At 43.7% G+C, this 26,042-nt stretch carries 28 protein-coding genes and 9 tRNA genes; 6 read left to right on the top strand and 31 right to left on the bottom strand.

Annotated features, from left to right (window positions below):
- Positions 1–46: 46 nt before the first annotated feature.
- Entirely contained in the window at positions 47–529 is a 483-nt protein-coding gene (gene folA, locus AACW06_RS06350) for a type 3 dihydrofolate reductase (protein WP_053308757.1), read from the top strand.
- 46 nt (positions 530–575) lie between these two features.
- Here the strand turns inward: folA and apaH are convergent, their stop codons facing one another.
- From apaH to lptD, 6 genes are read right to left on the bottom strand one after another with little or no spacing between them, the layout of a single operon-like run.
- Positions 576–1,391 (bottom strand): bis(5'-nucleosyl)-tetraphosphatase (symmetrical) ApaH, encoded by an 816-nt coding sequence (apaH, locus tag AACW06_RS06345; protein WP_192074452.1) that lies wholly within the window; start codon positions 1,389–1,391, stop codon positions 576–578.
- 10 nt (positions 1,392–1,401) lie between these two features.
- The gene (gene apaG / locus AACW06_RS06340; RefSeq protein ID WP_053308755.1) at positions 1,402–1,782 is read right to left on the bottom strand and encodes a Co2+/Mg2+ efflux protein ApaG; all 381 of its coding nucleotides are present in this window, start codon (positions 1,780–1,782) and stop codon (positions 1,402–1,404) included.
- Between the two features lie 60 nt (positions 1,783–1,842).
- Positions 1,843–2,649: a 16S rRNA (adenine(1518)-N(6)/adenine(1519)-N(6))-dimethyltransferase RsmA gene (gene rsmA / locus AACW06_RS06335; protein WP_192074451.1), complete on the bottom strand. Its 807-nt coding sequence runs from the start codon at positions 2,647–2,649 to the stop codon at positions 1,843–1,845.
- 13 nt (positions 2,650–2,662) lie between these two features.
- Complete coding sequence (pdxA, locus tag AACW06_RS06330) at positions 2,663–3,655, bottom strand: 4-hydroxythreonine-4-phosphate dehydrogenase PdxA (RefSeq protein WP_192074450.1); 993 nt, start codon at positions 3,653–3,655, stop codon at positions 2,663–2,665.
- A complete protein-coding gene (gene surA / locus AACW06_RS06325; protein ID WP_192074449.1) occupies positions 3,645–4,940 on the bottom strand; it encodes a peptidylprolyl isomerase SurA in 1,296 nt (431 codons plus the stop codon). The genes pdxA and surA overlap by 11 nt, the downstream gene beginning before the upstream one ends.
- A 55-nt stretch (positions 4,941–4,995) precedes the next feature.
- Positions 4,996–7,347 (bottom strand): LPS assembly protein LptD, encoded by a 2,352-nt coding sequence (gene lptD / locus AACW06_RS06320; protein WP_192074448.1) that lies wholly within the window; start codon positions 7,345–7,347, stop codon positions 4,996–4,998.
- 148 nt (positions 7,348–7,495) lie between these two features.
- On the opposite strand from lptD, the gene djlA reads away from it, so the two are divergent.
- Positions 7,496–8,350 (top strand): co-chaperone DjlA, encoded by an 855-nt coding sequence (gene djlA, locus AACW06_RS06315; protein WP_192074447.1) that lies wholly within the window; start codon positions 7,496–7,498, stop codon positions 8,348–8,350.
- A gap of 255 nt (positions 8,351–8,605) precedes the next feature.
- On the opposite strand, the gene AACW06_RS06310 is transcribed toward djlA, so the two are convergent.
- From AACW06_RS06310 to mutY, 12 genes are all read right to left on the bottom strand, one after another.
- Positions 8,606–8,681 (bottom strand) — tRNA-Asn (locus tag AACW06_RS06310).
- Positions 8,682–8,710: 29 nt separating this feature from the next.
- Positions 8,711–8,786, bottom strand: a tRNA-Thr gene (locus AACW06_RS06305).
- A gap of 35 nt (positions 8,787–8,821) precedes the next feature.
- Positions 8,822–8,897 (bottom strand) — tRNA-Asn (locus AACW06_RS06300).
- A gap of 15 nt (positions 8,898–8,912) precedes the next feature.
- Positions 8,913–8,988, bottom strand: a tRNA-Thr gene (locus tag AACW06_RS06295).
- 54 nt (positions 8,989–9,042) lie between these two features.
- Positions 9,043–9,118: transfer RNA gene (locus tag AACW06_RS06290), tRNA-Phe, on the bottom strand.
- Positions 9,119–9,680: 562 nt separating this feature from the next.
- Positions 9,681–9,756, bottom strand: a tRNA-Asn gene (locus AACW06_RS06285).
- 45 nt (positions 9,757–9,801) lie between these two features.
- Positions 9,802–9,877: transfer RNA gene (locus AACW06_RS06280), tRNA-Phe, on the bottom strand.
- 6 nt (positions 9,878–9,883) lie between these two features.
- Positions 9,884–9,959, bottom strand: a tRNA-Thr gene (locus AACW06_RS06275).
- A gap of 54 nt (positions 9,960–10,013) precedes the next feature.
- A tRNA-Phe gene (locus tag AACW06_RS06270) sits at positions 10,014–10,089 on the bottom strand.
- Positions 10,090–10,194: 105 nt separating this feature from the next.
- Positions 10,195–11,325, bottom strand: coding sequence for a membrane-bound lytic murein transglycosylase MltC (gene mltC / locus AACW06_RS06265; RefSeq protein WP_192074446.1), 1,131 nt, complete (start codon positions 11,323–11,325; stop codon positions 10,195–10,197).
- A gap of 78 nt (positions 11,326–11,403) precedes the next feature.
- A complete protein-coding gene (locus tag AACW06_RS06260; protein WP_192074445.1) occupies positions 11,404–11,676 on the bottom strand; it encodes an oxidative damage protection protein in 273 nt (90 codons plus the stop codon).
- 20 nt (positions 11,677–11,696) lie between these two features.
- Entirely contained in the window at positions 11,697–12,752 is a 1,056-nt protein-coding gene (gene mutY, locus AACW06_RS06255) for an A/G-specific adenine glycosylase (RefSeq protein WP_192074444.1), read from the bottom strand.
- A gap of 175 nt (positions 12,753–12,927) precedes the next feature.
- Here mutY and trmB point away from each other — a divergent pair, with 175 nt between their 5' ends.
- Both trmB and glsB read left to right on the top strand, forming a co-directional pair.
- Entirely contained in the window at positions 12,928–13,647 is a 720-nt protein-coding gene (trmB, locus tag AACW06_RS06250; protein WP_192074443.1) for a tRNA (guanosine(46)-N7)-methyltransferase TrmB, read from the top strand.
- A 195-nt stretch (positions 13,648–13,842) separates the two neighbouring features.
- The gene (gene glsB / locus AACW06_RS06245) at positions 13,843–14,763 is read left to right on the top strand and encodes a glutaminase B (protein WP_192074442.1); all 921 of its coding nucleotides are present in this window, start codon (positions 13,843–13,845) and stop codon (positions 14,761–14,763) included.
- A gap of 67 nt (positions 14,764–14,830) precedes the next feature.
- Here the strand turns inward: glsB and hemW are convergent, their stop codons facing one another.
- The 7 genes from hemW to AACW06_RS06210 all read right to left on the bottom strand — a co-directional run bounded on the left by hemW (position 14,831) and on the right by AACW06_RS06210 (position 19,549).
- Positions 14,831–15,991, bottom strand: coding sequence for a radical SAM family heme chaperone HemW (hemW, locus tag AACW06_RS06240; RefSeq protein WP_192074441.1), 1,161 nt, complete (start codon positions 15,989–15,991; stop codon positions 14,831–14,833).
- 2 nt (positions 15,992–15,993) lie between these two features.
- Entirely contained in the window at positions 15,994–16,590 is a 597-nt protein-coding gene (locus AACW06_RS06235; RefSeq protein WP_176245840.1) for an XTP/dITP diphosphatase, read from the bottom strand.
- Between the two features lie 15 nt (positions 16,591–16,605).
- A complete protein-coding gene (locus AACW06_RS06230) occupies positions 16,606–17,037 on the bottom strand; it encodes a DUF4426 domain-containing protein (protein WP_168523454.1) in 432 nt (143 codons plus the stop codon).
- 42 nt (positions 17,038–17,079) lie between these two features.
- Complete coding sequence (gene yggU, locus AACW06_RS06225) at positions 17,080–17,370, bottom strand: DUF167 family protein YggU (RefSeq protein WP_192074440.1); 291 nt, start codon at positions 17,368–17,370, stop codon at positions 17,080–17,082.
- Complete coding sequence (locus tag AACW06_RS06220; RefSeq protein ID WP_053308740.1) at positions 17,370–17,927, bottom strand: YggT family protein; 558 nt, start codon at positions 17,925–17,927, stop codon at positions 17,370–17,372. The genes yggU and AACW06_RS06220 overlap by 1 nt, the downstream gene beginning before the upstream one ends.
- 62 nt (positions 17,928–17,989) lie before the next feature.
- Positions 17,990–18,808 (bottom strand): pyrroline-5-carboxylate reductase, encoded by an 819-nt coding sequence (proC, locus tag AACW06_RS06215; RefSeq protein ID WP_192074439.1) that lies wholly within the window; start codon positions 18,806–18,808, stop codon positions 17,990–17,992.
- 33 nt (positions 18,809–18,841) lie between these two features.
- Positions 18,842–19,549, bottom strand: a complete 708-nt coding sequence (locus tag AACW06_RS06210) for a YggS family pyridoxal phosphate-dependent enzyme (RefSeq protein WP_192074438.1) — start codon at positions 19,547–19,549, stop codon at positions 18,842–18,844.
- 25 nt (positions 19,550–19,574) lie between these two features.
- On the opposite strand from AACW06_RS06210, the gene AACW06_RS06205 reads away from it, so the two are divergent.
- Positions 19,575–20,612 (top strand): type IV pilus twitching motility protein PilT, encoded by a 1,038-nt coding sequence (locus tag AACW06_RS06205; RefSeq protein WP_053308737.1) that lies wholly within the window; start codon positions 19,575–19,577, stop codon positions 20,610–20,612.
- Positions 20,613–20,622: 10 nt separating this feature from the next.
- Positions 20,623–21,729: a PilT/PilU family type 4a pilus ATPase gene (locus AACW06_RS06200; protein WP_053308736.1), complete on the top strand. Its 1,107-nt coding sequence runs from the start codon at positions 20,623–20,625 to the stop codon at positions 21,727–21,729.
- 67 nt (positions 21,730–21,796) lie between these two features.
- On the opposite strand, the gene ruvX is transcribed toward AACW06_RS06200, so the two are convergent.
- The 6 genes from ruvX to AACW06_RS06170 all read right to left on the bottom strand — a co-directional run bounded on the left by ruvX (position 21,797) and on the right by AACW06_RS06170 (position 25,990).
- Complete coding sequence (gene ruvX / locus AACW06_RS06195) at positions 21,797–22,225, bottom strand: Holliday junction resolvase RuvX (RefSeq protein ID WP_053308735.1); 429 nt, start codon at positions 22,223–22,225, stop codon at positions 21,797–21,799.
- A 19-nt stretch (positions 22,226–22,244) separates the two neighbouring features.
- Entirely contained in the window at positions 22,245–22,808 is a 564-nt protein-coding gene (locus AACW06_RS06190) for a YqgE/AlgH family protein (RefSeq protein WP_053308734.1), read from the bottom strand.
- Positions 22,809–22,861: 53 nt separating this feature from the next.
- Entirely contained in the window at positions 22,862–23,809 is a 948-nt protein-coding gene (gene gshB / locus AACW06_RS06185; RefSeq protein WP_192074437.1) for a glutathione synthase, read from the bottom strand.
- 13 nt (positions 23,810–23,822) lie between these two features.
- Positions 23,823–24,554, bottom strand: coding sequence for a 16S rRNA (uracil(1498)-N(3))-methyltransferase (gene rsmE, locus AACW06_RS06180; RefSeq protein ID WP_192074436.1), 732 nt, complete (start codon positions 24,552–24,554; stop codon positions 23,823–23,825).
- Between the two features lie 107 nt (positions 24,555–24,661).
- Positions 24,662–25,366, bottom strand: coding sequence for an endonuclease (locus tag AACW06_RS06175; RefSeq protein ID WP_192074435.1), 705 nt, complete (start codon positions 25,364–25,366; stop codon positions 24,662–24,664).
- Between the two features lie 123 nt (positions 25,367–25,489).
- Entirely contained in the window at positions 25,490–25,990 is a 501-nt protein-coding gene (locus AACW06_RS06170) for a SprT family zinc-dependent metalloprotease (protein WP_176313234.1), read from the bottom strand.
- Positions 25,991–26,042: the final 52 nt, after the last annotated feature.

The following is a 26,042-nucleotide window of genomic DNA, read 5'->3' as shown; positions in this document are numbered from 1 at the left end:
AAAGCGGAATATCGTTTTCTCTCATTCCACTCTAGGATCTTATTTTATGATCATCAGTATGATTGCCGCGATGGCAGACAAGCGAGTTATTGGTAAAGATAATCAAATGCCATGGCATTTACCTGCTGATTTTGCGTGGTTTAAGCGCTGTACTTTAGGTAAACCTGTGATCATGGGGCGTAAAACCTATGAGTCGATTGGTCGTCCTCTACCTGGTCGCCATAATATCGTGATCAGCCGTGATGCTTCTCTGATGATTGAAGGAGTCTGTGTTGCGCCTTCTATAGATGAAGCAATCAAGGTTGCGGGTGATGTGGATGAAGTGATGATCATTGGTGGGGGTTCTATCTATCAAGCCTGTATGCCAAAAGCCAATAAGCTATACCTCACCTTTATTGACTTAAATGTTGAGGGTGATACCCAATTTCCTGAATGGGGAAGTGAGTGGCAGGAAGTGCATCGTGAAGCGTATCAAGCGGATGAAAAAAATGCACACAACATGCAGTTTGTGATTTTCGATAAGAAATAACAGATTCCGGATCACCATTAAACGCTGATCCGGATGTTCTAATCCGTTAGTTTTTGTGTGCTAAAGCTGGTTGAATGAAATATTGTTGATCTTCCCAACGTAGCATGGTCAGAGTTCCTCCCCATACACAGCCAGTATCCAATCCAATGCAGTATTGACTGCGGTAGCCTTCCAATGCGGCCCAGTGACCAAATACGACGGTTTTATCTAATGGAATTCGCTGAGGAACATCAAACCAAGGCACGAGTGCGTCATCGCTAACTTGTTGTGGCGGCAGCTTACACGCCATGTCTAGCCTTCCATCCGTAAAACAAAATCGCATGCGGGTATAAGCATTGATGATGTAGCGATAACGCTCGATACCTTGCAGCTTGTGACTCCAGATATCGGGAGTGTTGCTATACATCTGCTCTATCAACCAGCGCCAGTTTTCACCTTGCAAAACCGCGGCGACTTCTTTTGCTGCCTCACGTGCTGTATTGAGATCCCACTGCGGCGAAATACCGGCATGACACATCACAAACTCGGGATGTTCAGCCATAAGTGGTTGATGGCGTAGCCACTCTAATAGTTCGTCAGCGTCATGAGCTTGAAGGATCGGTAGTGTTTTATCTCGAGATTTGGCCGGATGAATCCCAATAGATACCGCGAGTAAGTGAAGATCATGGTTACCTAACACGACGCGCGCTGAATTACCTAGCGCTTTTACAAAGCGTAATGTTTCTAATGATTTTGGCCCCCGTGCGACTAAGTCACCCGCTAGCCAAAGCGTATCATGTTGTGGTTGAAATTTTACGGTAGCAAGCAGATGCTGAAGTTCATCAAAACAGCCTTGAATATCACCGACGATATAATTCGCCACAAGTACCTCATTAATTTAAAACGTTGGGGATCGCGAGACGAAAAGGGGCTATCTCTACGATAAATTCATTCTGATCTTGATCAAGCATGACATAGTGACCTTGCATAACACCGACAGGTGTCTCTAAAGCCGTTCCACTGTGATAGGAGTATTCATCATTGGCTTGGATAATTGGTTGCTCTCCAACGACGCCATCGCCTTCAATCGACATTTGCTTACCATTAGAGTCAGTGATAAGCCAGCGGCGGCTCATAAGTTGAACTTGCTGTTTACTTAAGTTGGTGATGGTGATGAGGTAAGCGAATATATAGCGATGTAATTCAGGACTTGACTGTTCGGCAATGTATTTAGTTTGGACTTGGATTTTGATACAAGGTTGAGATACGTCCATGTTAACTCCTTGTTTTGATAGATGAGCGATAGACATTGAAAGTATATCGCTCAATCGTCATTAGGCGTGATTAGCGTCTAACCAGTTTGCCATAGCAACAAACTGTTCAAGTGTTAGGTTTTCTGGGCGTAAAGCAGGGTTAACACCAAGTTCTTCTAACGTTTCCGCTTCAATTAAACCTTTGTAGCAGTTACGTACCGTCTTACGACGTTGGTTAAAGCCATCACGACACACTCGTTCCAACCACTTCATATTGGTTGTTGGATGCGGTAGGACTTCATAAGGCACTAAACGTACAACGGCTGAATCTACTTTTGGTGGCGGTACAAATGCAGTAGGTGGTACTTCTAATACCGGTATTACTTTACAGAAATACTGAGCCATAACGGTTAGACGGCCGTATGCCTTGCTACCAGGGCCCGCAGCTAAACGATTAACCACTTCTTTTTGTAACATGAAGTGCATGTCTTGAATGTCTTTATGAAATTCAAATAAGTGGAACATTAGCGGTGTTGAAATGTTATACGGCAAGTTGCCAAAAATACGCAGTTTATTATTTGGCTTCACTAATTGAGTGAAGTCGAAACGCATGGCATCGCCTTCATGAATCGTCAATTTACTTGATAATTCAGGGTGGTTACGGAGACGTTCAGCCAAGTCACGGTCCAGCTCTATGACCGTAAATTTATCGACTTCACGGCCTACAGGTTCAGTGATGGCACCAAGACCAGGACCAATCTCAACCAGGTTTTGCCCTGGTAGTGGATTAATCGCAGAGACAATACCATCAATAATGTATGGATCGTTTAGGAAGTTTTGACCAAAACGTTTACGCGCTTTGTGTCCTAAGTGGACATCATTTCTCATAGTTTTCTCGAAATTAATTAGGTTTCTTTTCTACCAAGTCAATTGCGTAGGCGAGTGCTGTTCTAAAGCTCCCTGTATCCGCAACCCCTTTCCCTGCTAATTCGAGCGCGGTGCCATGATCGACCGATGTTCTTATAAAGGGTAGACCAAGAGTAATATTTACTGAACGACCAAAACCTTTGTATTTTAATACGGGTAAAACTTGGTCGTGATACATGCCTAAAACAGCGTCGGCATCTTGCAAGTATTTGTCGTTAAAGATGGTGTCGGCTGGTAGTGGGCCTATCAAATTAATGCCATCTTGTTGACGAATCTTTTCTAGTGTCGGCGTGATGGTTTCAATCTCTTCACGACCTAGGCAGCCATCTTCTCCTGCATGAGGATTTAATCCACACACATAAATCGTCGGTTCTGTGATGGCAAATTTTTCCAACAGATCCTTATGTAGGATCGCAATGATTTTTTCTAACCGATCTTCCGTAACCGCTTTGGATACATACGCAAGTGGGATGTGAGTCGTCACCAATGCCACTCTTAATCCTTCAGTTGCAAGCATCATCACGACTAATGGTGTATTTGACTTCTCAGCAAAAAACTCGGTGTGGCCACTAAAAGCAACGCCAGCACGGTTGATCACCCCTTTATGGACAGGGCCGGTGACAATAGCATCAAATTCATCATTCATACAGCCTAAAGCGGCTCTTTCTAATGTGTTTAATACATAATGACCGTTTGCTTCATCAAGCTTCCCCGCGACAACGAGGGTTGCGAGAGGAATGTGATCCACAACTAATGACCCCGCTTGTTGGGGGGTAGGCTCCGCACTTGAGTCATAATCTTCAAGTTTTACATTAATACCAAGTTGCTGTGCGCGTTGTTCGAGTAAAGTTTTATCAGCGCACACAATGAGTTGATGTGCCCAATTTTCTTTAGATAGCGCCAGTACTAAATCTGGACCAATACCTGCTGGCTCACCAGCCGTGACAACAATGCGCTTAATTGTCATCTTGCTCATCCTTTAAGATTTCCACAAAGGCACTGGCGCGCATTTCTTGCAGCCAAGCACTTGCTTCTTCATTAAATTTGCGATTAAAAAGAATACGATAGGCTTTATTTTTAATTGCAGAATCGGTACGGTCAACTTCACGGCGATCAAGTACTTCAACAATGTGCCAGCCATGCACGGTTTTAAAGGGCTCGCTGATTTGACCAACTGGCAAGATTTCAACTTGGTGTTTGAATTCTGGAACGTATAAGTCAGGTGTTTGGTAGCCTAATTCACCATTTTGCGCAGCTGAACCAGGGTCTTGGCTGTATTGTTGAGCGAGTTCGGCAAAGGTTGCTTCACCTGCATTAATGCGTCGGATGAAGTCATTTAGCTCTTTTTTAACTCCATCATCATTTAAAATAACCGTTGGTTTTATCAGAATATGGCGTGCATTTACTTCGGTTACCGCAACCGTTTCTAAGCCTTTCACATCTTCGATTTTTAAAATATGGAAGCCAACACCACTACGAAATGGACCAATAATAGTACCCTTATTTTGCATTTTGATTTGATCGGCAAAGATGGTTGGCATTTCTTCTTTACGCATCCAACCCCAATCACCACCTTGTAGTGCCTTTGGACCTTTAGAGTAGGTATAAGCCATGGTACTAAAATCAGCACCTTGGTTTAGTTTTTCAGCTAATTCTTTGGCTTGTTTCTCAACAACGGTTTTATTTTGGTCATCACTAAAACGTAGCTGGATATGACCAATTTTATACTGAACGGTCGCATTGGTTTCCTGGGCAAGGATATCGGCTAGGTTATCGACTTCAGCAGGGAGGATATTGACTCGACGGCGCACAAGAGCATTGCGAGCTTCACTAGCCGCAATTTCTTTGCGCACTTGTTCGCGAAATTCTGCGTAAGTTAAATTTTCAGCGGCAACAGAAGTAGTCAGTTCGTCAATCGTTTGGTTGTTATTTTTAGCAATTTCATTGATGGCTTCATTAAGGCGATTATCATCGATCCGCACTCCAATACGCTCAGCTTCTTGTTGCTGAACGGTATCGATAATCAGTTTTTCTATCACTTGTTCGCGCAGGACCTTTTCATCAGGAAGTGCTTGGTTATTTTTCTTAGCATTGATGTGCAGGGTTTTTATGGCGCTATTAATATCGCTTTGCAAAATAACGCCGCTATTGACGATAACGGCAACGCGATCAAGCTCAACGGGAGTCGCTGAAGCGGTTGCAATATTTAATGTTGCAACTAAGCCAATAAGGGTGTGTTTCCACAATTTCATTTGCAGTCCTATCAAAGATGAGAAAAAGCCTACGTGATAGCATAGGCCAAATAAATTAGTTACTTAGAGTAAATGGGCGACCATAACCTAAAGCATTACCAGCGTTATCAACTCCAGCTAAACCTGAACCTGCACCAATGGTGGTACCAAAGCCGACAATGCCGAAGTTTAGGCTAAAGTTATTTTCATAAACTGGGTCAGCATCCGGGTCAGTGATAAAGTTACCATTCCAACGTCTTAACTGATTGCTATAGGTAAAGCCGATATACCAACAATCAGAGGTATAGCTTAAGTTCGCCAGCCACTCCAAGCTTTCATCGGTCGTTAAATCGTAGAAGTACTGACCGCTCACATTCCATTTACGATTAATCTGGTAACCGCCTAATAAACCAGCCTGTGAAATGCCATCGACAGTGATTGAATTTACCGGAACGCTATCACCGACGGTGTTTTCGATATACTCTTTCGTTACATAACGATAGTTAGTTTGAATATATCCAGAGCCAGCACGATACTCTAAGGTGCTGTTGGCGAGTTGCATCGCACTTGTATCAATGTCGTACTGAACGCCACCGTGGTAGAAAAGGTAATCGTCATAGTTGAAGTCCATTTCTACCGCCCAAGCGGAGTAGTTGGATTTAACCTCTTTGTTATTACTGTTATCCAGTCGGTTGCTTTTGCTAAGGTATAGAATTTGACCAAAAGAGATGTTCAAACGTTCTTTATATTGCTCATCAAAGAAGCGGGTTGATGCGCCGTAGCTAAATTGGTTTGCTGCTGCTATTTCATCAACACCACTGTATTTGCGGCTGCGGAAAAGCCCATAGTAATCGGTTTGCAGCAGCGTTGTATCGTATTTAGCAATGTTCTTTTGATTTTCTTTCGGTACATACAAGTACTGGAGTTGTGGTTCGAGAGTTTGTGTGTAGTCCTCGAAGATTGCGGTATTTCTTTCTAGGACAATTCCGGCATGAGAGCGAAATTCAGGTATAACGCGAGTGACGCTTTCTTCAAGATCTTGGTATTCACTTGCTGTAACACCATCGAGATCTTGTTGGTAATAAGTCCCTAACAATCGGGCTTCGGTAGTCCAGGTCCCCCAGGTATTAGCGATAGGGATAGTAATGCCGGGTTCTATATGTACCCGTGTTGCAGCGGGTTTGCCTGTTGCATTGGTTTCAAAGCGTGATATATGACTGATTAAGTCGAAGTCCATATAGGGCAGCAGCTCTGGTGCGTAATAGTTAAACGCAAGCTGTGGTATTAAACGGTATGGTTGATTGGTATTTGTTTTATCTTCAGTGAGTAATTGAAAATCACGAACCAGTATTGATGAATCCCAATTATCAGAGCGATAGGTAGCTTGACCTTCTTGAATTAACTGCCCATCTTCACGGTTACCAATGTCAGAATCTACATCGGAAAAGTAGCTAATGTCACTGACGCGAGAGTAATCAATATCAAATTTCCATATCTGGTTGAAAATACCGCTATGTTCATATTGGAAGCCCCAACGGTTTCCTTGTTCAGTGTATTTTTTATCGTCAGGTAAATATTCGGATTTAATGCTACCGCTACCGAAGTCACTCAGATAACGAAATTTGCTGTTTAACTGTGTGCCACGTTCTTGCATGTATTTAAACGTGGTTTCTAGGTCGTAGTTTGGTGCCAAATTCCAGTAGATAGGTACTTCAGCCTCAAAACCATCACTAGAGCCATAAGATATCGTTGGGTACAAAAAACCAGTCTTACGAGTATCACCAATCGGTACGGTTAAAAACGGTAGGTAAAAAACCGGTACATTTTGAATTTCAAAACGAGGGTTGTAGAACGTCGCTTGTTCTTCGTTCTGGTCAATATCGATGCTCGATGCTTTCAAACGCCAAGCGTTATCGCCTTCGGGGCAAGAGGTAATCGAACCATCTTCAATTTCATAAATCGCTTTGCCTGTTTTTGAAACATAAACCGCTTCACCGCGTCCTGGTTCACACAAAAACTGATATTTTGTGTTTTCTAGCGTCATTAAGTCGGTATTAAGATCATTGGTCGCTTTGTCTGAAACGGTTTTTACTTCGCCATCACTAAAGTTTACATTGCCTTCAGCAACCACAATGTTTTCTTTTTGGTGAAGAGTCACTGTATCTGCCAAAATACGTTTTTTGCCTTGAACGACGACCACGTTACCTTTGTAGTTTGCGCGTTCGCCATTCACTGCTTCTAGCGTATCGGCTTCAACATTGATAGGCTGCTCATTAGCGCCTTCAGCTTCGGGTTCGTTGATCAAACATTGATCTATAGCGGGCAGTTCCTGCACACTATCGTCTAACATAGCTTCTGCTTGAGTCGGTGGCACAAAAAGAGCTGCGCTGATTGAAGCGGCTAGTATGGTGCGGGAAAAACATGACATCGAGTTGTACTATCCTGTTGAACTTGATTGATTCGGAATGTGAATGGCCGAATGTTAAATAAAACGTTTCCTATCATAAAGGAAATTGAAGCTCCAGGCACTATCAGACAGCTTCACTACTAAAAAATTCATAGATTGAGAGCACATAATGCATATTTTTGGCAAAATTCTTGGCGCTTTTTTTGGCTTCTTGTTTGGCGGGCCGTTTGGCGCAGTGTTTGGTTTATTCCTCGGGCATCAATTTGATAAGGCTCGCCGCTTAAATCAAGCGGGTTTTAAAACTGGCGCATTTGGCTCTGGTCCAAGCCAAAGTGAGCGACAAGAAGAGTTTTTCAAAGCTGCATTTGCGGTAATGGGGCATGTAGCCAAAGCCAAAGGGCAGGTAACCAAAGAAGAGATTCAACTCGCCACAACGATGATGGAACGAATGAATCTGCATGGTGAGCAAAGAGCCGCAGCACAAGCAGCATTTCGTGATGGTAAAGAGCCACACTTTCCTCTTGATGAGGTACTTGAGCGAGTGCGCTTATCAACCGGTGGCCGTTTTGATTTGATGCAGTTTTTCCTTGAACTGCAAATATCCGCAGCGTTTGCTGATGGTTCTCTGCATCCGAGTGAACGTAGTGTACTGCACAAAATAGCCAATGGTTTGGGCTTTTCTTCAGCACAATTAGAGCAACGTTTACGTATGCAAGAAGCGGCTTTCCGCTTTCAACAAAATGGTGGTAGTTTTGGTGGACACCAAGGGCAGCAACAATCAGGTTCATGGCAGCAAGCTTCACAAGGCGATCGCTTGTCAGACGCTTATGATGTTTTGGGGGTGGACGACACTGCGGATTCCAAAGAAATTAAGCGAGCCTATCGCAAGCTGATGAACGAGCACCATCCAGATAAACTAATGGCCAAAGGCTTACCACCAGAAATGATGAATGTTGCGAAAGAAAAATCACAACAAATCCAAAATGCTTATGACCTAATCAAAAAAGTGAAAGGCTTCAAATAGTACCAATTACGTAAGTGTTCAGAAATAGCGTAAGGAAAATGCTTGATAACAAGGCGAGATTTTTCGGTAACCGTTGTTTTGTAATCAAAATTCTAACGCAGTTAGCGAGTGTTTTAACAAGCTAGGATGACCAGTTATTTATTACAATTGGTATAAACTCGGTTTGAGTCGTAGATTTAAGAGCCAGTCGATACTGGCTCTTTTTTATGATTCAGATATGAAAAAAGCCAAGTCATTCGACTTGGCTTTGAAAGGTGGCTCCCCCTGCAAGACTTGAACTTGCGACATACGGATTAACAGTCCGCCGTTCTACCGACTGAACTAAGGGGGAATTGATGCTTTTATCTCTCATCAAGAGGATGGTGCCGACTACCGGAATCGAACTGGTGACCTACTGATTACAAGTCAGTTGCTCTACCTACTGAGCTAAGTCGGCTCCGAATCAATAAGCTATGGCTCATTGATGAAAAGTGGCTCCCCCTGCAAGACTTGAACTTGCGACATACGGATTAACAGTCCGCCGTTCTACCGACTGAACTAAGGGGGAGCAGGTTTTAAAGAATGGTGCCGACTACCGGAGTCGAACTGGTGACCTACTGATTACAAGTCAGTTGCTCTACCTACTGAGCTAAGTCGGCACATATTTTCTTTAATTTTATTGTCTGTGCTTAGCACCAACAATTTAGAAACTGTGGTGCCCGGAGGCGGAATCGAACCACCGACACGAGGATTTTCAATCCTCTGCTCTACCGACTGAGCTATCCGGGCGACGGGGTGTATTAAAAGGTTTTTCGCATTTAACGTCAACACTAAAATGCAAAAAAAATGTCGTTTGTTGCTTTTCTATACTTAGTGACTCGTTTTTGCCCATTTAGGTTAATAAATGGTAGTGGATTATGTAGGGAAATGGATATCTGATAATGAAATAAGGCCATTTAATTAAAAGGAGAAAAAACAAAAGCACGTCGAAAACATGCTTTTGTTGAATTTGATGATGTGTGTTGAGCTATTGCTGTAATACAGAGTGCTAGTTTTTTATGGTGAATTTATTCACCCACAGTTCGAGTTCATTAGAGAGTGAGGTCAAAGTTTGGGTACTATTGTGACTTTCAGTAACCACCTGGCTAAGTTGTACACCACTTTCTTCGATCATATTAAGTCGCTTATACCCAAACAACTTCAAGTAAGAAGGGTATAAAAACATCATCACCGACTTGGGTTTGTTTTGTCGCTATTCAATGAAGGGGGGCGATAATATGGATGGTGGATATATGATGGGATGAAATCTATAGATACAAAAAAGCCAAGTCTTGCGACTTGGCTTTTAAAGTGGCTCCCCCTGCAAGACTTGAACTTGCGACATACGGATTAACAGTCCGCCGTTCTACCGACTGAACTAAGGGGGAATTATTCTTGTGCAAATGTCTTTATTAAACACTTGCTCCAAATAATGGTGCCTCGAGGCGGAATCGAACCACCGACACGAGGATTTTCAATCCTCTGCTCTACCGACTGAGCTATCGAGGCAATAAATGGTGCCGACTACCGGAGTCGAACTGGTGACCTACTGATTACAAGTCAGTTGCTCTACCTACTGAGCTAAGTCGGCACACTTTATTTATTGCTTGCTGTTACTTAAGTTAAGCACCAACAATTTAATTTGTGGTGCCCGGAGGCGGAATCGAACCACCGACACGAGGATTTTCAATCCTCTGCTCTACCGACTGAGCTATCCGGGCAACGGAGCGCTATTAAACGGATTTTCCTCTCAATCGTCAACTGCTTTTTTTAAATATTTTCAAAAAATTGTTTATTTGCTGAGAATTTAGACAAAAACACCTTTACTAGCCACTGGTGTTAAATTCCTTTTTAAACTTTGTTACTTTTTCTAAGTATCTTCTTGATTCTGAATTGGGATGTTTTTTAGTGAGCGCCCAGTAAACTTGGTTGGGTTGCAGTGAATTTAAGTTATTCATGGCCCGTTTTCTGTCTTTATTGAAGGTGTTGAGAACTCCACCAGTGCCGCCGTTATAAGCCGAAATCATACTGTATTCGAGAGATGCTGGGTGCTTTACGTCCTTCAGGTAGCGATTTTTGAGGATATAAAAATAGGCTGTGCCAGTATCAATATTATTTTCTGGGTTAAATAGGTACTCAGGGCTAGGTTCACCTGGTTTCTTTTTCACCAAAGAAAAGACATCTCGGCCTGCTGTTTTAGGTACTACTTGCATTAAGCCGTAAGCATTGGCCCAACTGACGGCGTAAGGGTTAAAACTACTTTCTGTTTTGATGATCGCGTAGATCAGATCTTCTGGGATGTCATATTTCTTTGATGCTCGATGCACAATATCCGCGTACTTGTAGCTACGCTTTGATGCGTGGTCGACCACCATCGGAATTTGCACGTAATAGGCTTTTTTGAAATCTACATTTTTCGTTTTTAATTGATTTTCAATCAGATAATCAGCGTATCGATTAGCACGCCAAGACCATTGAATTGGCTGTTTGTCTTGATCCAGAACTTGGTTGTACAAAAATGGCTGGCCTTTTAGTTCAATATCTTGTGATGAAAAAAGGTCAACTTGGGCAGGATCATCAGGCGTCAATAAGGTGGTGATAATGGCATTACGCAGATGCTTTTTGGGATCGGTCGGGGATACGGTTTCGACAATAATGGTGCCATCAGAAAAGTTAACTTCAGAGCGGCTAAGGTAATTATCGATGTATTTTACATAGTTACTTTTACCTGCAACTTTAATTTCTTTGCTACCCCAGCGTTTTTCGATGTTACCGGAGAAACTGCTAATTAATGCATCTAAAGCTGCGGTATCTTTGACAAACTGCCCGGGTAATTGCGCTAGGTTTTTCGCAAAGCGGTTGGTGGGTTCATAGTCGACGTTGTAAATACGTTCTATGAATTCTCGGCTGCAACCCGCCAGCAGCATTGCAATAAAAAAGTAAGTCAGCTTTCTCATTAGGTTCCCAATACAAAAATGACATCAGAGCGTTGACTATGATGTCATTGATTATCCTTGAAATAAATAAGGTTACTTTTATTGGCTTGGAGGCGTATAGCCTTCAATGTGAACTTCTTTTCCTTCAAATAGGAAATTGGTCATCTCGGTTTCGAGCAACTTACGATGTTCTGCATCCATCATATTGAGTTTTTTCTCGTTGATTAGCATGGTTTGTTTATGCTGCCATTGCGCCCATGCTTCTTTTGATATGTTATCAAAAATACGTTTACCCAATTCACCAGGGTAAAGTTGAAAATCCAAACCGTCGGCTTCTTTATTTAGTCGAGCACAAAATACAGTGCGGCTCATAATGACTTCCTCTTAAGTTTTTAAGGGTTAATTTCAAATGAAAGGCTTTCTAATAGCCGCTTTACAGGGGCAGCTAAGCCGATTTGTTCTGGTTGCGATAAGTTATACCAAAGACCTTTGCTTCCTTCCATGATGATATTGGGTTGTTGAGACAGTTCAACCAATATTGGCGTAATGTCTAAGTGGTAGTGGCTAAAAGTATGACGAAATGCGATCAAAGGACGAATTGAACGCACGGTACTTTCTTTTATTGCCCTGTGATCAAGTTGATCTTCAATCGCGCTATTAGGGTTTTCTGGAAAGCAAAATAACCCCCCCCAAATACCGCTTTGAGGACGCTGTTCTAACCAAACCTGATTATTATGATGGATCATGATGAACCAAGTTTGCTTGGTTGGTTTTTCTGTTTTGGGTTTTTTACCCGGGTAATCGAGAGGGTTACCCTGTTTATTGGCGATACAAAAGGATTCAACAGGGCAGAGCGTGCACTTCGGTTTACTACGAGTACAAACCATGGATCCCATGTCCATCATAGCTTGGTTGTAGCTATCGACATCTTGACTGGGTGTATTGGTTTCGGCGTATTGCCACAATAAATTTTCGACTTTTTTCTGTCCCGGCCAGCCTTCTACAGCAAAACAGCGCGCTAATGTGCGTTTTACATTGCCATCTAAAATAGCGTGTGGCTGCTTATAAACCGAAGAGAGTACCGCAGCCGCTGTAGAGCGGCCAATACCCGGTAGAGCATTCATTTGCTCTATATTAAGGGGAAACTCTCCGCCATATTCACTCGCAACAATTTGAGCCGCTTTGTGAAGGTTACGTGCGCGCGCGTAATAACCAAGCCCTGTCCACAGATGCAAAACTTCGTCTTGCTCGGCGTTGGCTAAGTCAACCACGGTTGGAAAACGTTGCATAAAGCGTTCGAAATAGGGGATCACCGTGGTTACTTGGGTTTGCTGCAACATAATTTCAGACAGCCAAACGCTGTAAGCGGTTTTATTCTGTTGCCATGGTAAATGTTTGCGCCCATAGGCGTCATACCATTTTAAAATGGCTTTAGCGAAAGGTGTCACGACGTGCTCTTTAGTTTATAGTTTTAGTGGGGCAAAATTGCACCACATAAATGATGAGTTGTAAAACCGACAAACAGTGTGGGTTTATCCAGCAAGTTTATTTCGATAACACTTGCACCGAGAATGATTCTTTGGATAATCCCCGCTTTGATTAATCAATGTGCAGGCAAGATCAATGAGTGAAGTAACCACCAACGAATACACCGAAGAAGGCAAGATCCTACGCAGAATCCGTAGTTTTGTTCGTCGTGAAGGTCGATTAACTAAAGGCCAAGAAGCTGCGATGAATGAATGTTGGCCAACAATGGGTATTGATTACCAGCCACAATTACTTGATTGGAGCGCTGTTTTTGGCAATGACAATCCAGTAGTGTTGGAGATTGGTTTTGGTATGGGTGCCTCATTAGTTGAAATGGCTAAAAATGCACCTGAGAAAAATTTCTTTGGTATTGAAGTACACAGTCCTGGTGTTGGGGCGTGTTTAGCTTCTGCGCGCGAAGCGGGTGTCACTAACTTACGTGTAATGTGTCATGATGCGGTTGAAGTTTTTGAGCACATGATCCCAGCGAGCAGCCTGCATACTTTGCAACTGTTCTTCCCAGACCCTTGGCATAAAAAGCGCCACCATAAACGCCGTATCGTACAGTTAGAATTTGCTGAAATGGTACGTCAAAAACTAAAAATGGAAGAAGGTATCTTCCATATGGCGACAGACTGGGAAAATTATGCTGAGCATATGATTGAGATAATGAACCAAGCGCCAGGTTTTACCAATATTGCAACCGATGGTGACTATATTCCTCGCCCAGATGAACGACCATTGACCAAGTTTGAAGCGCGTGGCCACCGTTTAGGTCATGGCGTGTGGGATATTAAATACAAGCGTATTGCATAAGGCGTGTTTGTATCACTACTACAAATGAAGTGCGTTTAGTCGTTATCCATTACCGCTAAGCATGCTCGCTATAATAAACGATTAAATAAAAGCCAACATTATAGTAATGTTGGCTTTTTCGGCCTTAGCGCCCTACAAAACATCACCATTATAAAAATAGAGAAAGTACATTTCTCACCGAAGGTAAGGTCATCAATGAAACCGACACAAGCAATACTTACGGACATCTTGGATGAAGTTCGCCCTCTTATCGGTCACGGCAAGGTCGCCAATTATATTCCTGCGTTGGCGAAAGTTTCGAATCAAAAACTGGCGATTGCGGTTTATACCAACCAAGGCGAAGTGATTAAAGCGGGAGATGCAGACCAAGGTTTTTCGATTCAATCGATTTCAAAAGCACTGAGTTTAACACTGGCGATGATGTTGTATAAGCCAGAAGAGTTATGGATACGTGTTGGCAAAGAGCCCTCAGGCCAAGCATTTAATTCGATGATTCAGCTTGAAATGGAACAGGGTATTCCTCGTAACCCTTTTATCAATGCGGGAGCAATAGTGGTAGCTGATATGCTGCATAGTCGCTTGTCTGCGCCTCGACAACGTTTGCTTGAATTTGTGCGCCAGCTATCCGGTGAAGAGAGTATCGTGTACGACAAAGTGGTGGCTGCCTCTGAAATGATGCACAGTGACCGTAATGCCGCGATAGCCTACCTGATGCGCTCTTTTGGTAATTTTCACAACGAGGTTATTCCGGTTCTTCATAACTATTTTCACGCTTGTGCACTGAAAATGAGTTGTGTCCAGTTGGCGAAAACTTTTAGCTACCTGGCCAATAAAGGTGTTTCGGTACAGACGGGGGAAGCGATTGTGACGACCACTCAAAGCAAGCAAATTAATGCACTACTAGCCACATGTGGTTTGTACGATGGAGCGGGAGAGTTTGCTTATCGAGTGGGTATGCCGGGCAAGTCTGGCGTAGGCGGTGGTATTGTTGCCATTGTCCCGGGGGAAATGACGATTGCTGTATGGTCTCCAGAGCTCGATCCTTCGGGAAACTCTCTGGCTGGGACAAAAGCATTAGAGTTATTAGCAGAACGCATTGGCCGCTCTATCTTTTAATACATTGTTTTCGTTTGCAAACCGTTTTATACATTAATGACGCCCCTCTATAAGAGGCGTCTTAGCGTTACTCTTCATCAGCCATAAAGGCTTCTAACAAATCATTGAGGAACAATTTTCCTTTCTCGGTGATCTGCCAGTGTGTCGCGTTTTCACTTAAATATTGCTCTGCCAGTGCCCAATCAATGGTCGGCTTGATGACATCTAAACTTAAGCCTGTGGTTTCGACAAAATCCTGTTTTGGGCAAGGCTCCATCAGTCGAAAACGGTTCATGAAAAATTCGAATGGGCGATCACTGTCAGCCACTTCCATTTCACCATCCAGATAAGGTTTAAGTAAGTTGAGATAGCCGCGAGGGTGTTTGACCTTGGTGGTGCGTACAATTCGACCATCAGCAAAACTCAGTTTACCGTGAGCACCACAGCCAATACCGAGGTAGTCACCAAAGCGCCAGTAATTGAGGTTGTGCTGACATTGATAGCCGGGCTTGCTGTAGCCTGAAATTTCATATTGTACGTACCCAGCTGCCGCCAATTTTTGATGACCTAATTCAAAAATATCCCACAGTGCATCATCGTCAGGTAGTGTCGGTGGTTTGAAGTAGAACATGGTATTGGGTTCAATGGTTAGCTGATACCACGATAAGTGCGGAGGGTTAAGCTCTATCGCTTTGTCTAAATCTGCTAGTGCTTGTTCAGTGCTTTGATCCGGCAAACCATGCATCAAGTCAAGGTTAAAGCTATTGAGCCCAATTTGATGAGCTAAGTGGGCGGCATTGACGGCTTCTTGCTGACCATGGATACGACCTAGGCGCTCAAGTTTTTGTTGCTCAAAGCTTTGTACACCAATCGATATTCGGGTCACACCAGCTTGTCGGTAACCGACAAAGCGCTCGGCTTCTACCGTGCCAGGGTTCGCTTCCATTGTGATTTCAATATCAGGCTTAAACGCGATTCGTGCTTCAATGCCTTGCAATAAGCGGGCAATACCTTGTGCGGAAAACAGGCTTGGTGTACCACCACCAATAAAAATAGAATGCAGTGGGCGAGGGGTGTCAGCCAGTTGATATTTGGCGATGTCGGTATCGAGATCTTCCAGTAGCGCATCAATGTATTCACGCTCGGGAATATCATGTTTCAGCGCGTGTGAGTTAAAGTCACAATATGGGCATTTTTGTACACACCAAGGGATGTGTACATACAAGCTAAGTGCGGGTGGTTGCAGCATTATTATTTTTGCTCATTGATGGCTTGAAATAGCTTTTGCAGTGCTTTGCCGCGATGTGATAACTGCTTTTTACGCACAGGATCTAGTTCCGCTGAGGCACAGTTGTCTTCCGGTACAAAGAAGATTGGGTCATAGCCAAAACCATTGCTGCCATGTGCTTGATGGAGAATTCGTCCTTCCCATTTGCCATGGCAAACTAAAGGTGTTGGGTCGTTTTCGTGGCGCATTAAAACCAAAACACAATGAAAACGTGCGTTGCGTTGTTCATCTGGCACACCATCCATTGCTGCTAATAGTTTCTCTAAGTTTTGTTGGTCGCTTGCTTTCTCACCGGCGTAGCGAGCCGAATAAATGCCCGGAGCACCTTGTAGGTAATCAACTTCTAAGCCTGAATCATCAGCGATCGCAGGTAAGCCTGTTTCTTTAGCGGCATGACGTGCTTTGATGATCGCATTTTCAATAAAAGTGGTGCCAGTTTCGGCTACTTCAGACACATTGAATTCGCTTTGCGCAACCACATCAAAGCCAAAATCAGAGAGGAGATCGGCCATTTCACGCACTTTGCCTTGGTTGCCGGTGGCTAAGACTATTTTTTTCATCTTCAATGTTTCTCTTTATTCTTCGACATAAAATTTTTGGGAAAATTTAAGTTTGCCAGCCCCTTTTAAGCCAGTATTAACATCAATATCGAAACTCAAATTTTCTTCATTGGTGATCGGGAATTGAGCAATGTAGTAGATTGCATCTCCCTCTTTTACTTGTTTAAATTCTAGCTCACGTAAATTACCAATGAGGTTTTTGGCGTAACCGGTAATTTTCGCTTCGACCGCAGGTTTACCTAATGATGAGTTATCCAGTACGCTGATGTTTAAAATTGCGGAATAGCCATTACGTTTGAGCTGGTAGCTGCGCGCCACTTGCGGTGTCAAAAAGGTGGAATTAAAGGCGGAGTAGTGCACTTCCACGTTTTTAATGGTCTTAAACTGCTCGGCTAGAGTGGGCAGTGAGAGGACTGCCATCAGTAGGGCGATAATCCATTTGCGCATGGTTTGCTCCTTATGCATGCAGGTTTACTAAATAAAAAGCCATCACAAGATGGCTTCAATAGGTGTTGGTATCACTTGTGGTGAATGGACTCTGACTTGTTTGTGACGGCCCAATTCTCCCTTTTCAATCTCTATTAAACTTTTAGCCACTTTAAATTGTTTGGCCAAAAACTTAGTTAAATGTGCATTAGCTTTACCATCGACCGGAGGTGCAGTGATGGCGACTTTCAGCTCCTCACCATGCAAGCCGACGATGCTATCGCGGCTTGCTTTAGGTTGAATGTAGAGCTTGAGAATTAAATCGTCGCCCTCTTGCCAAGCGGCAACTGACATTACAACTGGTGCCACACTGGGCCAATCAGATCGCCCATCAGGAAGTTGGCAAATTGAAGGCCAATAAAGAGCACTAATACGCTTAAATCAAAGCCACCCATTGCAGGTAAAATACGGCGAATAGGCGCCAGCATTGGTTCTGTCAATTGATGGAAAACGTATTCAATTGGACTACGGCCTTGGCTAACCCAGCTCAAAATAGCGCGGATCAACAATACCCAAAACAGTAAACCGCCCGCCGCTTTAATCAAAGATAGTAAGCCTAGGAATAAAAAGTCCACACTGAAGCTAACTGAACCGCCCGAGGCGATTAAGATCAATGCGACGAATTTAAGGACGCATAGTACATAAGCAAACAGCACGGTGGCTAAATCAAGACTGCCAATCGATGGGATTGCGCGGCGCAGTGGTCCCACAACTGGTTGTGTTGATTTAACGATAAATTGTGAGAATGGGTTATAGAAATCCGCACGCGCTGCTTGAAGCCAGATACGTAAGATCACAACCATGATATACAGATCAAACAGGGTGGATATCAAAAAACTCATTGAATTCATAAATGGCCCTTAATACGAGTAGTGTGTCGTTTGCGCTATAGCTTAGTGAAACGACACTAGGATTAAAACTGTTTTTCCATCTCTTGTGCACGTGCGACGGCTGCTTGCATCGCTTTTGCCACAATATCTGACAGCTGGTGGTCATTAAAAGTACGAATGGCTTCTGCGGTAGTGCCACCTTTGGAGGTCACTTGTTCACGCAGTGTGGATAGCTCAATATCTTGATTCGCTACCACCATTTCTGCGGCACCTAGCGCGGCTTGCTGAACCAACAAACGAGCGGTCGCTTGGTCAAAACCTTGTGCGATGGCTTCGGTTTGCATCGCTTCCATAAACAAGAAAAAATAGGCTGGCGCACTACCTGCAGCGGCGATTACTCCGTTAATACCCGACTCTTGTTCTACCCAACATACTTCGCCAACCGCTTGCATCAACTCAGCGGTAAAAGTTTTATCTTGCATAGAAACTCGTGGTGCTGCAAATAAGCCACTCATACCACGATTGACCAATGATGGTGTGTTCGGCATAACGCGCACGATGTTCAAATCGCAGGCTAGCATCTCGTTTAGGCGTGAAATTGAAACCCCTGCGGCAATCGAGATAACCAATTTGTTTGAAAAATCGATCACTTGTAATGGTTCACAAACGCTAGCCATCAGTTGTGGTTTCACCGACAGCACGACGACATCGGCTTGTTGCGCTGCACTCAAGTTATCGCTAGTAGTCTGAATACCATAATCGGCTTCAAGTGGCTTACGTCGAGTCTCTGATGGTGCAGTCGCGGTGATTTTATTCGCCGGATAACCACTAGCAACCAAGCCTGCAATGATGGCTTTCGCCATATTTCCCGCACCGATAAAAGCGATATTTTTGTGTTCCATTAAAAGATTCCTAACTTGTGATTGGTGCGCTTGTTACGATTGACTGTAGTCGCGTGCGCCAAAAATAGCGGTACCGATTCGTACCATGGTGCTGCCTGCTTCGATCGCGGCTTCCATGTCACCACTCATGCCCATCGATAACGTATCTAACCCTGCAAAACGTTCGGACAATTGTGCTTTTAACATGGCTAGTTTTTGGAATGCTGCCAGTTGAGAAGCATGGTCTGTCACATTTTCAGGTATTGACATTAACCCTCTTAACGTGAGGTTGGGTAGAGAGGATATCAACTCTGCCAGTTCAAATATTTCTTGTTCAGAAATGCCTGATTTTGAGCTTTCACCGCTAGTGTTTACCTGAATTAACACCTGTAGTGGCGGTATGCTTGATGGGCGTTGGTCATTTAAACGTTGGGCAATTTTGTTTCTATCTACCGTGTGTACCCAGCTAAAATTTTCAGCGACTAAGCGTGATTTATTGGATTGAATCGGGCCAATAAAGTGCCATTCGAGGGCCAATTCAGGATGCTGTGCAGCAAAGTATTGCACCTTATCGACCCCTTCTTGCACGTAATTTTCCCCGAATGCAGTCTGCCCAGCTTGCGCAGCTGCTAGAATGGCTTCGACAGGTTTGGTTTTACTGACTGCTAAAAGTTGCACTCTATCTAGAGCGCGTCCACACTTTTGTTGTGCACTTTCAATTTGTGAAGTGATCTGTTCAATGTTTTGTTGAATACTACTCATAGCCTGACTTTACTAAGGAAATTAAATGGATATCGCTGAGCTACTGGATTTTAGTGTAAAGCACAACGCGTCAGATCTGCATCTTTCTGCAGGTGTTCCACCTATGGTACGTATAGATGGTGAAGTAAGAAAGCTTGGAGTGCCAGCTTTTACTCATGCAGATGTACATCGTTTGATTTTTGAGATCATGAACGATGCTCAACGTAGTGAATTTGAAGAGAAATTGGAAGTCGATTTTTCGTTTGAGTTACCTGATGTCGGACGTTTTCGTGTCAACGCGTTTCATCAATCTCGCGGCTGCTCTGCTGTTTTTCGTACAATTCCAACCACAATTCCGACATTAGAAGAGCTGCAAACGCCAGATATTTTCAGCAAAATTGCCAACTACGAAAAGGGTTTGGTACTGGTGACTGGACCAACAGGGTCAGGTAAGTCAACCACGCTAGCGGCGATGGTTGACTACATTAATACTCATCATAACAAGCATATTTTGACGATTGAAGATCCGATTGAATTTGTGCATAGCAACAATAAATGTTTGGTCAATCAACGAGAAGTACACCGCGATACACACAGTTTCAAAGCGGCTTTGCGCTCGGCTCTGCGTGAAGACCCAGACGTTATTTTGGTCGGTGAATTACGTGACCAAGAAACCATTAGCTTAGCGTTAACTGCGGCGGAAACTGGCCACTTAGTGTTTGGCACTTTGCACACTAGCTCTGCGGCGAAAACCATTGATCGAATTATTGATGTGTTTCCCGGCAGCGATAAAGAGATGGTGCGTTCTATGCTGTCAGAGTCATTACGTGCGGTGATTGCGCAAAAACTGCTAAAAAGAATTGGTGGTGGCCGAGTTGCTTGTCATGAAATTATGTTGGGGACGCCTGCCATTCGTAACTTGATTCGTGAAGACAAAGTTGCTCAGATGTTTTCCATTATTCAGACTGGAGCGGCTCATGGGATGCAAACCATGGAACAAAATGCGAAGCAGCTCATTGCTCAAGGTATAGTTGACGCTGAAGAAGTGCAAACAAAGTTAGAATTGAACTCATCCCCGTTCTAAGAGACAACCCATGGAATTAAATCAATGCCTTGAGGGCATGTTAAATCAAAAAGCATCGGATCTTTATATTACGGTTGGTGCTCCGATTTTGTTTCGAGTTGATGGCGAATTGAGAGCGCAAGGTGAAAAGCTAACCACACCACAAGTGATTGATTTGCTCGATGCAATGATGGATAGCGAACGCCGTGAAGAGTTTAAGCACACTCATGAAGCTAACTTTGCGATTGTGCGTGATTTTGGGCGTTTTCGTGTCAGCGCCTTTTTTCAACGTGAATTACCGGGAGCGGTGATCCGTCGTATTGAAACCAATATTCCAACCTTTGATGACCTAAAGTTACCGGGAGTTTTACAGGATCTGTCGATTGCAAAGCGTGGTTTGGTTCTGGTCGTTGGGGCTACGGGGTCGGGTAAATCGACCACGATGGCTGCGATGACGGGGTATCGCAATACGCATCGAAGCGGGCATATTTTAACGGTGGAAGATCCGATCGAGTTTGTGCATGAGCATCAACGATGCATCGTCACGCAGCGTGAAGTTGGGTTAGATACCGAAAGCTACGAGGTGGCGCTGAAGAATTCACTTCGACAGGCGCCTGACATGATTTTGATTGGCGAAATACGTTCTCGAGAAACCATGCAGTATGCGATGACCTTTGCTGAAACGGGCCATTTATGCATGGCAACGTTACATGCTAATAATGCCAACCAAGCGTTAGAGCGAATTCTTCATTTGGTTCCTCAAGAGCAAAAAGATCAGCTTTTGTTTGATCTTTCAATGAACCTGAAAGGGGTGATTGGCCAGCAGTTGATCCGCGATAAAAACGGACAAGGGCGACATGGTGTGTTTGAGATCCTACTCAACAGTCCGCGCGTTTCTGATTTGATCCGCCGCGGTGAACTGCACGAACTGAAAGCCACTATGGGGAAATCACAACAGGTAGGCATGCAGACATTTGATCAAGCGCTTTACCAACTAGTGATTGATGGCAAGATCAGCGAGCAAGACGCACTTCATAGTGCCGATTCAGCCAATGATTTACGTTTGATGCTCAAAACCAAACGCGGTGACCGTTATGGATCCGGCTCATTAGATAATGTTCAGATTGATATGGATTAACTTTTAGCTGTTGTAAAAAGAAAAATCCCAAAACTAGTTTGGGATTAGGTATTGGTGAGTGGTGCGATTATTCGCCCCACTGCGCCTCAAACCAACTCTCTAATATGACGACCGCCGATTGGCAGTCAACATTTCCTTTACTAAGCGCTTTGTAGCCACCCATCTCAAATAAGTCGGCGCGAGCTTCTCTGGTCGACAGGCGTTCATCGTGCATTTCAACTGGTAAGCCATAACGACCTTGTAGACGTTGAGCAAATTTTTTCGCTCTCGGCGTGATGGTTTCTAGTGCTTTGCCATGCAGATCAGTAGGCAGCCCAACTACGAGTAAGTTGGGCTGCCACTCTTTGATCAATTTTTCTATGTCATCCCAATTAGGGATGCCGTCATTGGCCTTAAAAGCCTTCAACGGTGAAGCCGTTCCTGTTACCTCTTGACCAATGGCACTGCCAATACTTTTGGTGCCAAAGTCAAAAGCCATAATGGTTCTTGAAGTCATAATTATGTTCTTGATCGGTTTACGCGTGTCCAGCCAAGCCAGACAGCTGTATCGGGTCGATGCCGAGTTTTTTAATCGCTTGGCTCCATTTATCATGGATTGGCGTATTAAAGATAACCTCAGGATCAGCTTCAATGGTCAGCCATGAATTTTCTGAAAGTTCCAGTTCGAGCTGACCGGGTTCCCACCCTGAATAGCCCAAGGCAACCAGATAGCTACTTGGTTCAGCATCAGTACCCAATACGGATAGAATATCCTTCGAAGTGGTAACAGCAAGGTCATCACTCATACGAATACTCGACTCATAATGATCTTTTGGGCGATGCAAGATAAAACCGCGATCTTCTGCAACCGGTCCACCATTTAAGACCGGCATTTTCAGGCTATCCACTTGGATCTGCGGATAACTTGGTTCGATGTTGACCTGCTTTAACATGCCCCCGACAGTGATATCTATCGGCGCATTGATCATTAGCCCCATCGCCCCTTCTTCATTATGTTCACAGATATAAATGACACTGTGCTTAAAGTAAGGATCTTGCATACTTGGCATGGCGACTAAAAAATGATTTGTAAGATTCATACTGCCTCCAACCCTTCCGCGAGTAATAGGGTAATGACTTACCCTATTAAACATTACTTGTTGATACGACGCTCGATAGCATCCATCAACTTACCGGTAATTGAGATATCAAATGCCGCCTCAATCTCACGAATACAGGTTGGGCTTGTCACATTTATCTCAGTTAGCTTGTCGCCAATAACGTCAAGACCTACAAAAATTAAGCCTTTTTCTTTCAGTGTTGGAGCGATTGTCTGTGCAATTTTAATATCGGTTTCGCTCAGTGGACGAGCTTCACCACGACCACCTGCAGCTAGGTTACCGCGTGTTTCACCTTTCGCTGGGATACGAGCAAGGCAGTAAGGCATTGGTTCACCATCAACTACCAAAATACGTTTGTCGCCATTACTGATGTCTGGCACGAAGGTTTGCGCCATGCAGTAGTTTTGACCGTGGTTGGTCAATGTTTCAATGATAACCGAGACGTTAGGATCACCTTCTTTGACTCGGAATATTGAAGCGCCACCCATTCCATCAAGTGGTTTTAAGATCATATCACCATGCTGCTCGCGGAAGGCTTTAATTTTCTCAGCTTTACGCGTAACAATTGTGGTTGGTGTCAGTTCTGGGAACCATGCAGTAAATAGCTTTTCATTACAGTCACGTAAGCTTTGCGGTTTGTTAACGATTAAAGTGCCTTCGTCTTCTGCGCGCTCTAAAATGTAGGTGGCGTAGATGTACTCTGTATCAAACGGAGGATCTTTACGCATCAATACAGTATCAAGTTCGGCTAATTTAATGGTTTGTTGTGATTTAAATTCATACCAGCCATTTGGATCTTCTTTCAGTTCGACGATTTTTGTATCGGCGACTGCGACGCCTTGATCTAAGTGTAGATCATTCATTTCCATATAGTGGATTTCATAACCACGGCGCTGTGCTTCAAGCAACATGGCAAAGCTGGAATCTTTTTTAATATTAATGGATGCAATGGGATCCATTACGATACCAAGTTTAATCATTGATTTTCTCCGGTTAGCCAAGGTCGCCGAAACGAACTTGAAGGGCAGTAATTGCAGTTAAGGCAGCCGTTTCAGTGCGAAGCACGCGTGGGCCTAACAGGGTTTCTTCAAATTGGTATTCTTCCGTCATGCGAATCTCTTGTGCCGATAATCCGCCTTCAGGGCCAATCAATAAACGTACTTTAGTGACAGGCTCTGGCAAGGTGTTAATTGAATATTTAGCTCGTGGATGCAGGTTAAGTTTTAATGCATCACTTTGTTCTGCACACCAAGCTTCTAGCTGCATGACAGGACGAATCACCGGAACGGTGTTGCGGCCACATTGCTCACAGGCACTGATCGCAATTTTCTGCCACTGTTCGAGTTTTTTCTCGAATCGTTTAGCATCAAGTTTAACGCCGCAACGTTCAGAAATCAGTGGCGTAATAGTATTCACCCCCAGTTCAACCGATTTTTGGATGGTGAATTCCATTTTGTCACCACGAGAGATGACTTGTCCAAGGTGTAAATTTAATGGTGATTCACAGCTACTCTCTATGCGTTCTGCTGCTTCGACCAACACGCCTTTTTTCGTCACTTCGCTGATAGTTGCTGGAAATTCAGCGCCACTGCCATCAAATAGCAGCACTTCTTGGCCAACTTGCATGCGTAACACTCGGCCAATATGTCCAGCCGCGTCATCACTTAACGCGATGGTGCCGAGCTGCGAAATCGGGGTCGGGTGATAAATTCTAGGGATGCGCATGGTAACTTCCTGCCTGACATTGAATAGCCACTAACATGGATGCTTTTAGCTGAAAAAACAAGGGGCAAGAATGAGTTTCAGCCATCAAGATTAAACGTTTCAACGGATTATGAACCACATTGCTTTTGAACAAATGGGTTGTGGTTGCCTTGTACTTTAGCAATGCGTTGGTCACGCTTACATTCCCATGAATCTGCCGGATATTGGCGATTCCATGCCTGCATTAGCTGAGTTTGTTGTTTTGATAGTTGAAAACCATATTCTTGGCTCATGTACAAGTAGGTACGAGCAATCGAACCGCGCGCTCTATCCGGTGGCATGACTTTACGTTGCTTGAAATTGACCTGCATTTCACAGCGACCATAGGTTTCACCATCCACTCCATTCCATTGACTGAAATTGTAGTTTGAGCGATCACCGTTAACTTCTCCGATAGCGGGGGTTAAGTTGTGTAGATCTGCTTCCATAGAACGAAAAGCGCTATCATTCTTGGTGCAATTTTTACGCCCGCCACTTTGCCAGCATTGACGCTGGTGACCAAATTGCCAAGCAGGAACCACATGCTCCCATTCAATACGGCTGGCGCGGGTTTTTTGTTTACGTACTTGATAGCCACAAGCTTGTAAGTCTGGTGTACCTTTACGGCCTTGCCATTCAATGTCACAACCACAATAAAAACTAATTGGATGATCTTGATAGATCTTCAATGCTTCTTTCTTTGCTTTAGAAAATGAAGAGGGTGGAGCTGATAGTGCACTAAACGAGAGTAATGCTAAGAGCCCTGCGACAGACAATAAACGAAAATACGACATAATTTAGACTGATATAAGTATGGTTTTTCTCAGTCTAACACTCAGGATGAAGAATTATAAATGATGTTTTTATCGTTAATTTCGGGGATGGTCATCACGAAAGGCAGCGAATAGAACACTAATTTAAGAAAGCTGTACGCCTGTAAAGATCAGAGTTTGCGAACATTGTTGGCAGCGATAAGTGGCTTGATGGCGCAACACTTTGTTATGGCGACGAATAGTCAGAGGATAGCGAGTACAGTCGCAGCGATATTCAAAGGTTTTGCCTTGCACAGAAGAGACTTCAAACCGATGAGTGGTATTGGCGGGTAAATGAAAGACTTGATTCATCACACTCTGCCACTCTTTTCCGTGTGGACGGACTCGACCATAGCGTTGATAAGTAATGAGGTGAGCGATTTCATGTGCGATCACTTCATCTAAAAAAGCTTGTGTGTTTTCTGCAAATAAAATGGGATTTAAGCGAATTTCCCAACGTTGTAAATAAGCTTTTCCAGCGACTTTGCCTCTGAGTTGGTAATTTAATGTTGGCAAAGGAAAGGGATGTCGAAAATGGTCGGATGCGATATCAATACATTGTTTAACTTTTGCTTGAGCGCGGTAATGTAACTCAAAGTTTTGCACGTATTTATTCCTAAAAAGCCCTTACTAAAAAGTAAGGGCTTGTGTATTTTTT

The sequence above is a fragment of the Vibrio sp. S12_S33 genome (genome assembly GCF_963889785.1).
Classification (GTDB): domain Bacteria; phylum Pseudomonadota; class Gammaproteobacteria; order Enterobacterales; family Vibrionaceae; genus Vibrio; species Vibrio aestuarianus.
This window is presented reverse-complemented; position numbering and strand designations above follow the sequence as displayed.

Bases quoted from the DNA above. Each gene is read 5' to 3' on its own strand.
- AACW06_RS06200 (WP_053308736.1), top strand. From the start codon at position 20,623: ATGGAATTAAATCAATGCCTTGAGGGCATGTTAAATCAAAAAGCATCG.
- gshB (WP_192074437.1), bottom strand. From the start codon at position 23,809: ATGATTAAACTTGGTATCGTAATGGATCCCATTGCATCCATTAATATT.
- mltC (WP_192074446.1), bottom strand. From the start codon at position 11,325: ATGAGAAAGCTGACTTACTTTTTTATTGCAATGCTGCTGGCGGGTTGC.
- lptD (WP_192074448.1), bottom strand. From the start codon at position 7,347: ATGTCATGTTTTTCCCGCACCATACTAGCCGCTTCAATCAGCGCAGCT.
- proC (WP_192074439.1), bottom strand. From the start codon at position 18,808: ATGGAACACAAAAATATCGCTTTTATCGGTGCGGGAAATATGGCGAAA.
- AACW06_RS06220 (WP_053308740.1), bottom strand. From the start codon at position 17,927: ATGAATTCAATGAGTTTTTTGATATCCACCCTGTTTGATCTGTATATC.
- yggU (WP_192074440.1), bottom strand. From the start codon at position 17,370: ATGTCAGTTGCCGCTTGGCAAGAGGGCGACGATTTAATTCTCAAGCTC.
- AACW06_RS06230 (WP_168523454.1), bottom strand. From the start codon at position 17,037: ATGCGCAAATGGATTATCGCCCTACTGATGGCAGTCCTCTCACTGCCC.
- rsmA (WP_192074451.1), bottom strand. From the start codon at position 2,649: ATGAGAAATGATGTCCACTTAGGACACAAAGCGCGTAAACGTTTTGGT.
- glsB (WP_192074442.1), top strand. From the start codon at position 13,843: ATGAAACCGACACAAGCAATACTTACGGACATCTTGGATGAAGTTCGC.
- AACW06_RS06210 (WP_192074438.1), bottom strand. From the start codon at position 19,549: ATGAGTAGTATTCAACAAAACATTGAACAGATCACTTCACAAATTGAA.
- AACW06_RS06190 (WP_053308734.1), bottom strand. From the start codon at position 22,808: ATGAATCTTACAAATCATTTTTTAGTCGCCATGCCAAGTATGCAAGAT.
- hemW (WP_192074441.1), bottom strand. From the start codon at position 15,991: ATGCTGCAACCACCCGCACTTAGCTTGTATGTACACATCCCTTGGTGT.
- folA (WP_053308757.1), top strand. From the start codon at position 47: ATGATCATCAGTATGATTGCCGCGATGGCAGACAAGCGAGTTATTGGT.
- AACW06_RS06205 (WP_053308737.1), top strand. From the start codon at position 19,575: ATGGATATCGCTGAGCTACTGGATTTTAGTGTAAAGCACAACGCGTCA.
- trmB (WP_192074443.1), top strand. From the start codon at position 12,928: ATGAGTGAAGTAACCACCAACGAATACACCGAAGAAGGCAAGATCCTA.
- AACW06_RS06175 (WP_192074435.1), bottom strand. From the start codon at position 25,366: ATGTCGTATTTTCGTTTATTGTCTGTCGCAGGGCTCTTAGCATTACTC.
- AACW06_RS06235 (WP_176245840.1), bottom strand. From the start codon at position 16,590: ATGAAAAAAATAGTCTTAGCCACCGGCAACCAAGGCAAAGTGCGTGAA.
- ruvX (WP_053308735.1), bottom strand. From the start codon at position 22,225: ATGACTTCAAGAACCATTATGGCTTTTGACTTTGGCACCAAAAGTATT.
- pdxA (WP_192074450.1), bottom strand. From the start codon at position 3,655: ATGACAATTAAGCGCATTGTTGTCACGGCTGGTGAGCCAGCAGGTATT.
- AACW06_RS06260 (WP_192074445.1), bottom strand. From the start codon at position 11,676: ATGAGCCGCACTGTATTTTGTGCTCGACTAAATAAAGAAGCCGACGGT.
- djlA (WP_192074447.1), top strand. From the start codon at position 7,496: ATGCATATTTTTGGCAAAATTCTTGGCGCTTTTTTTGGCTTCTTGTTT.
- apaG (WP_053308755.1), bottom strand. From the start codon at position 1,782: ATGGACGTATCTCAACCTTGTATCAAAATCCAAGTCCAAACTAAATAC.
- surA (WP_192074449.1), bottom strand. From the start codon at position 4,940: ATGAAATTGTGGAAACACACCCTTATTGGCTTAGTTGCAACATTAAAT.
- rsmE (WP_192074436.1), bottom strand. From the start codon at position 24,554: ATGCGCATCCCTAGAATTTATCACCCGACCCCGATTTCGCAGCTCGGC.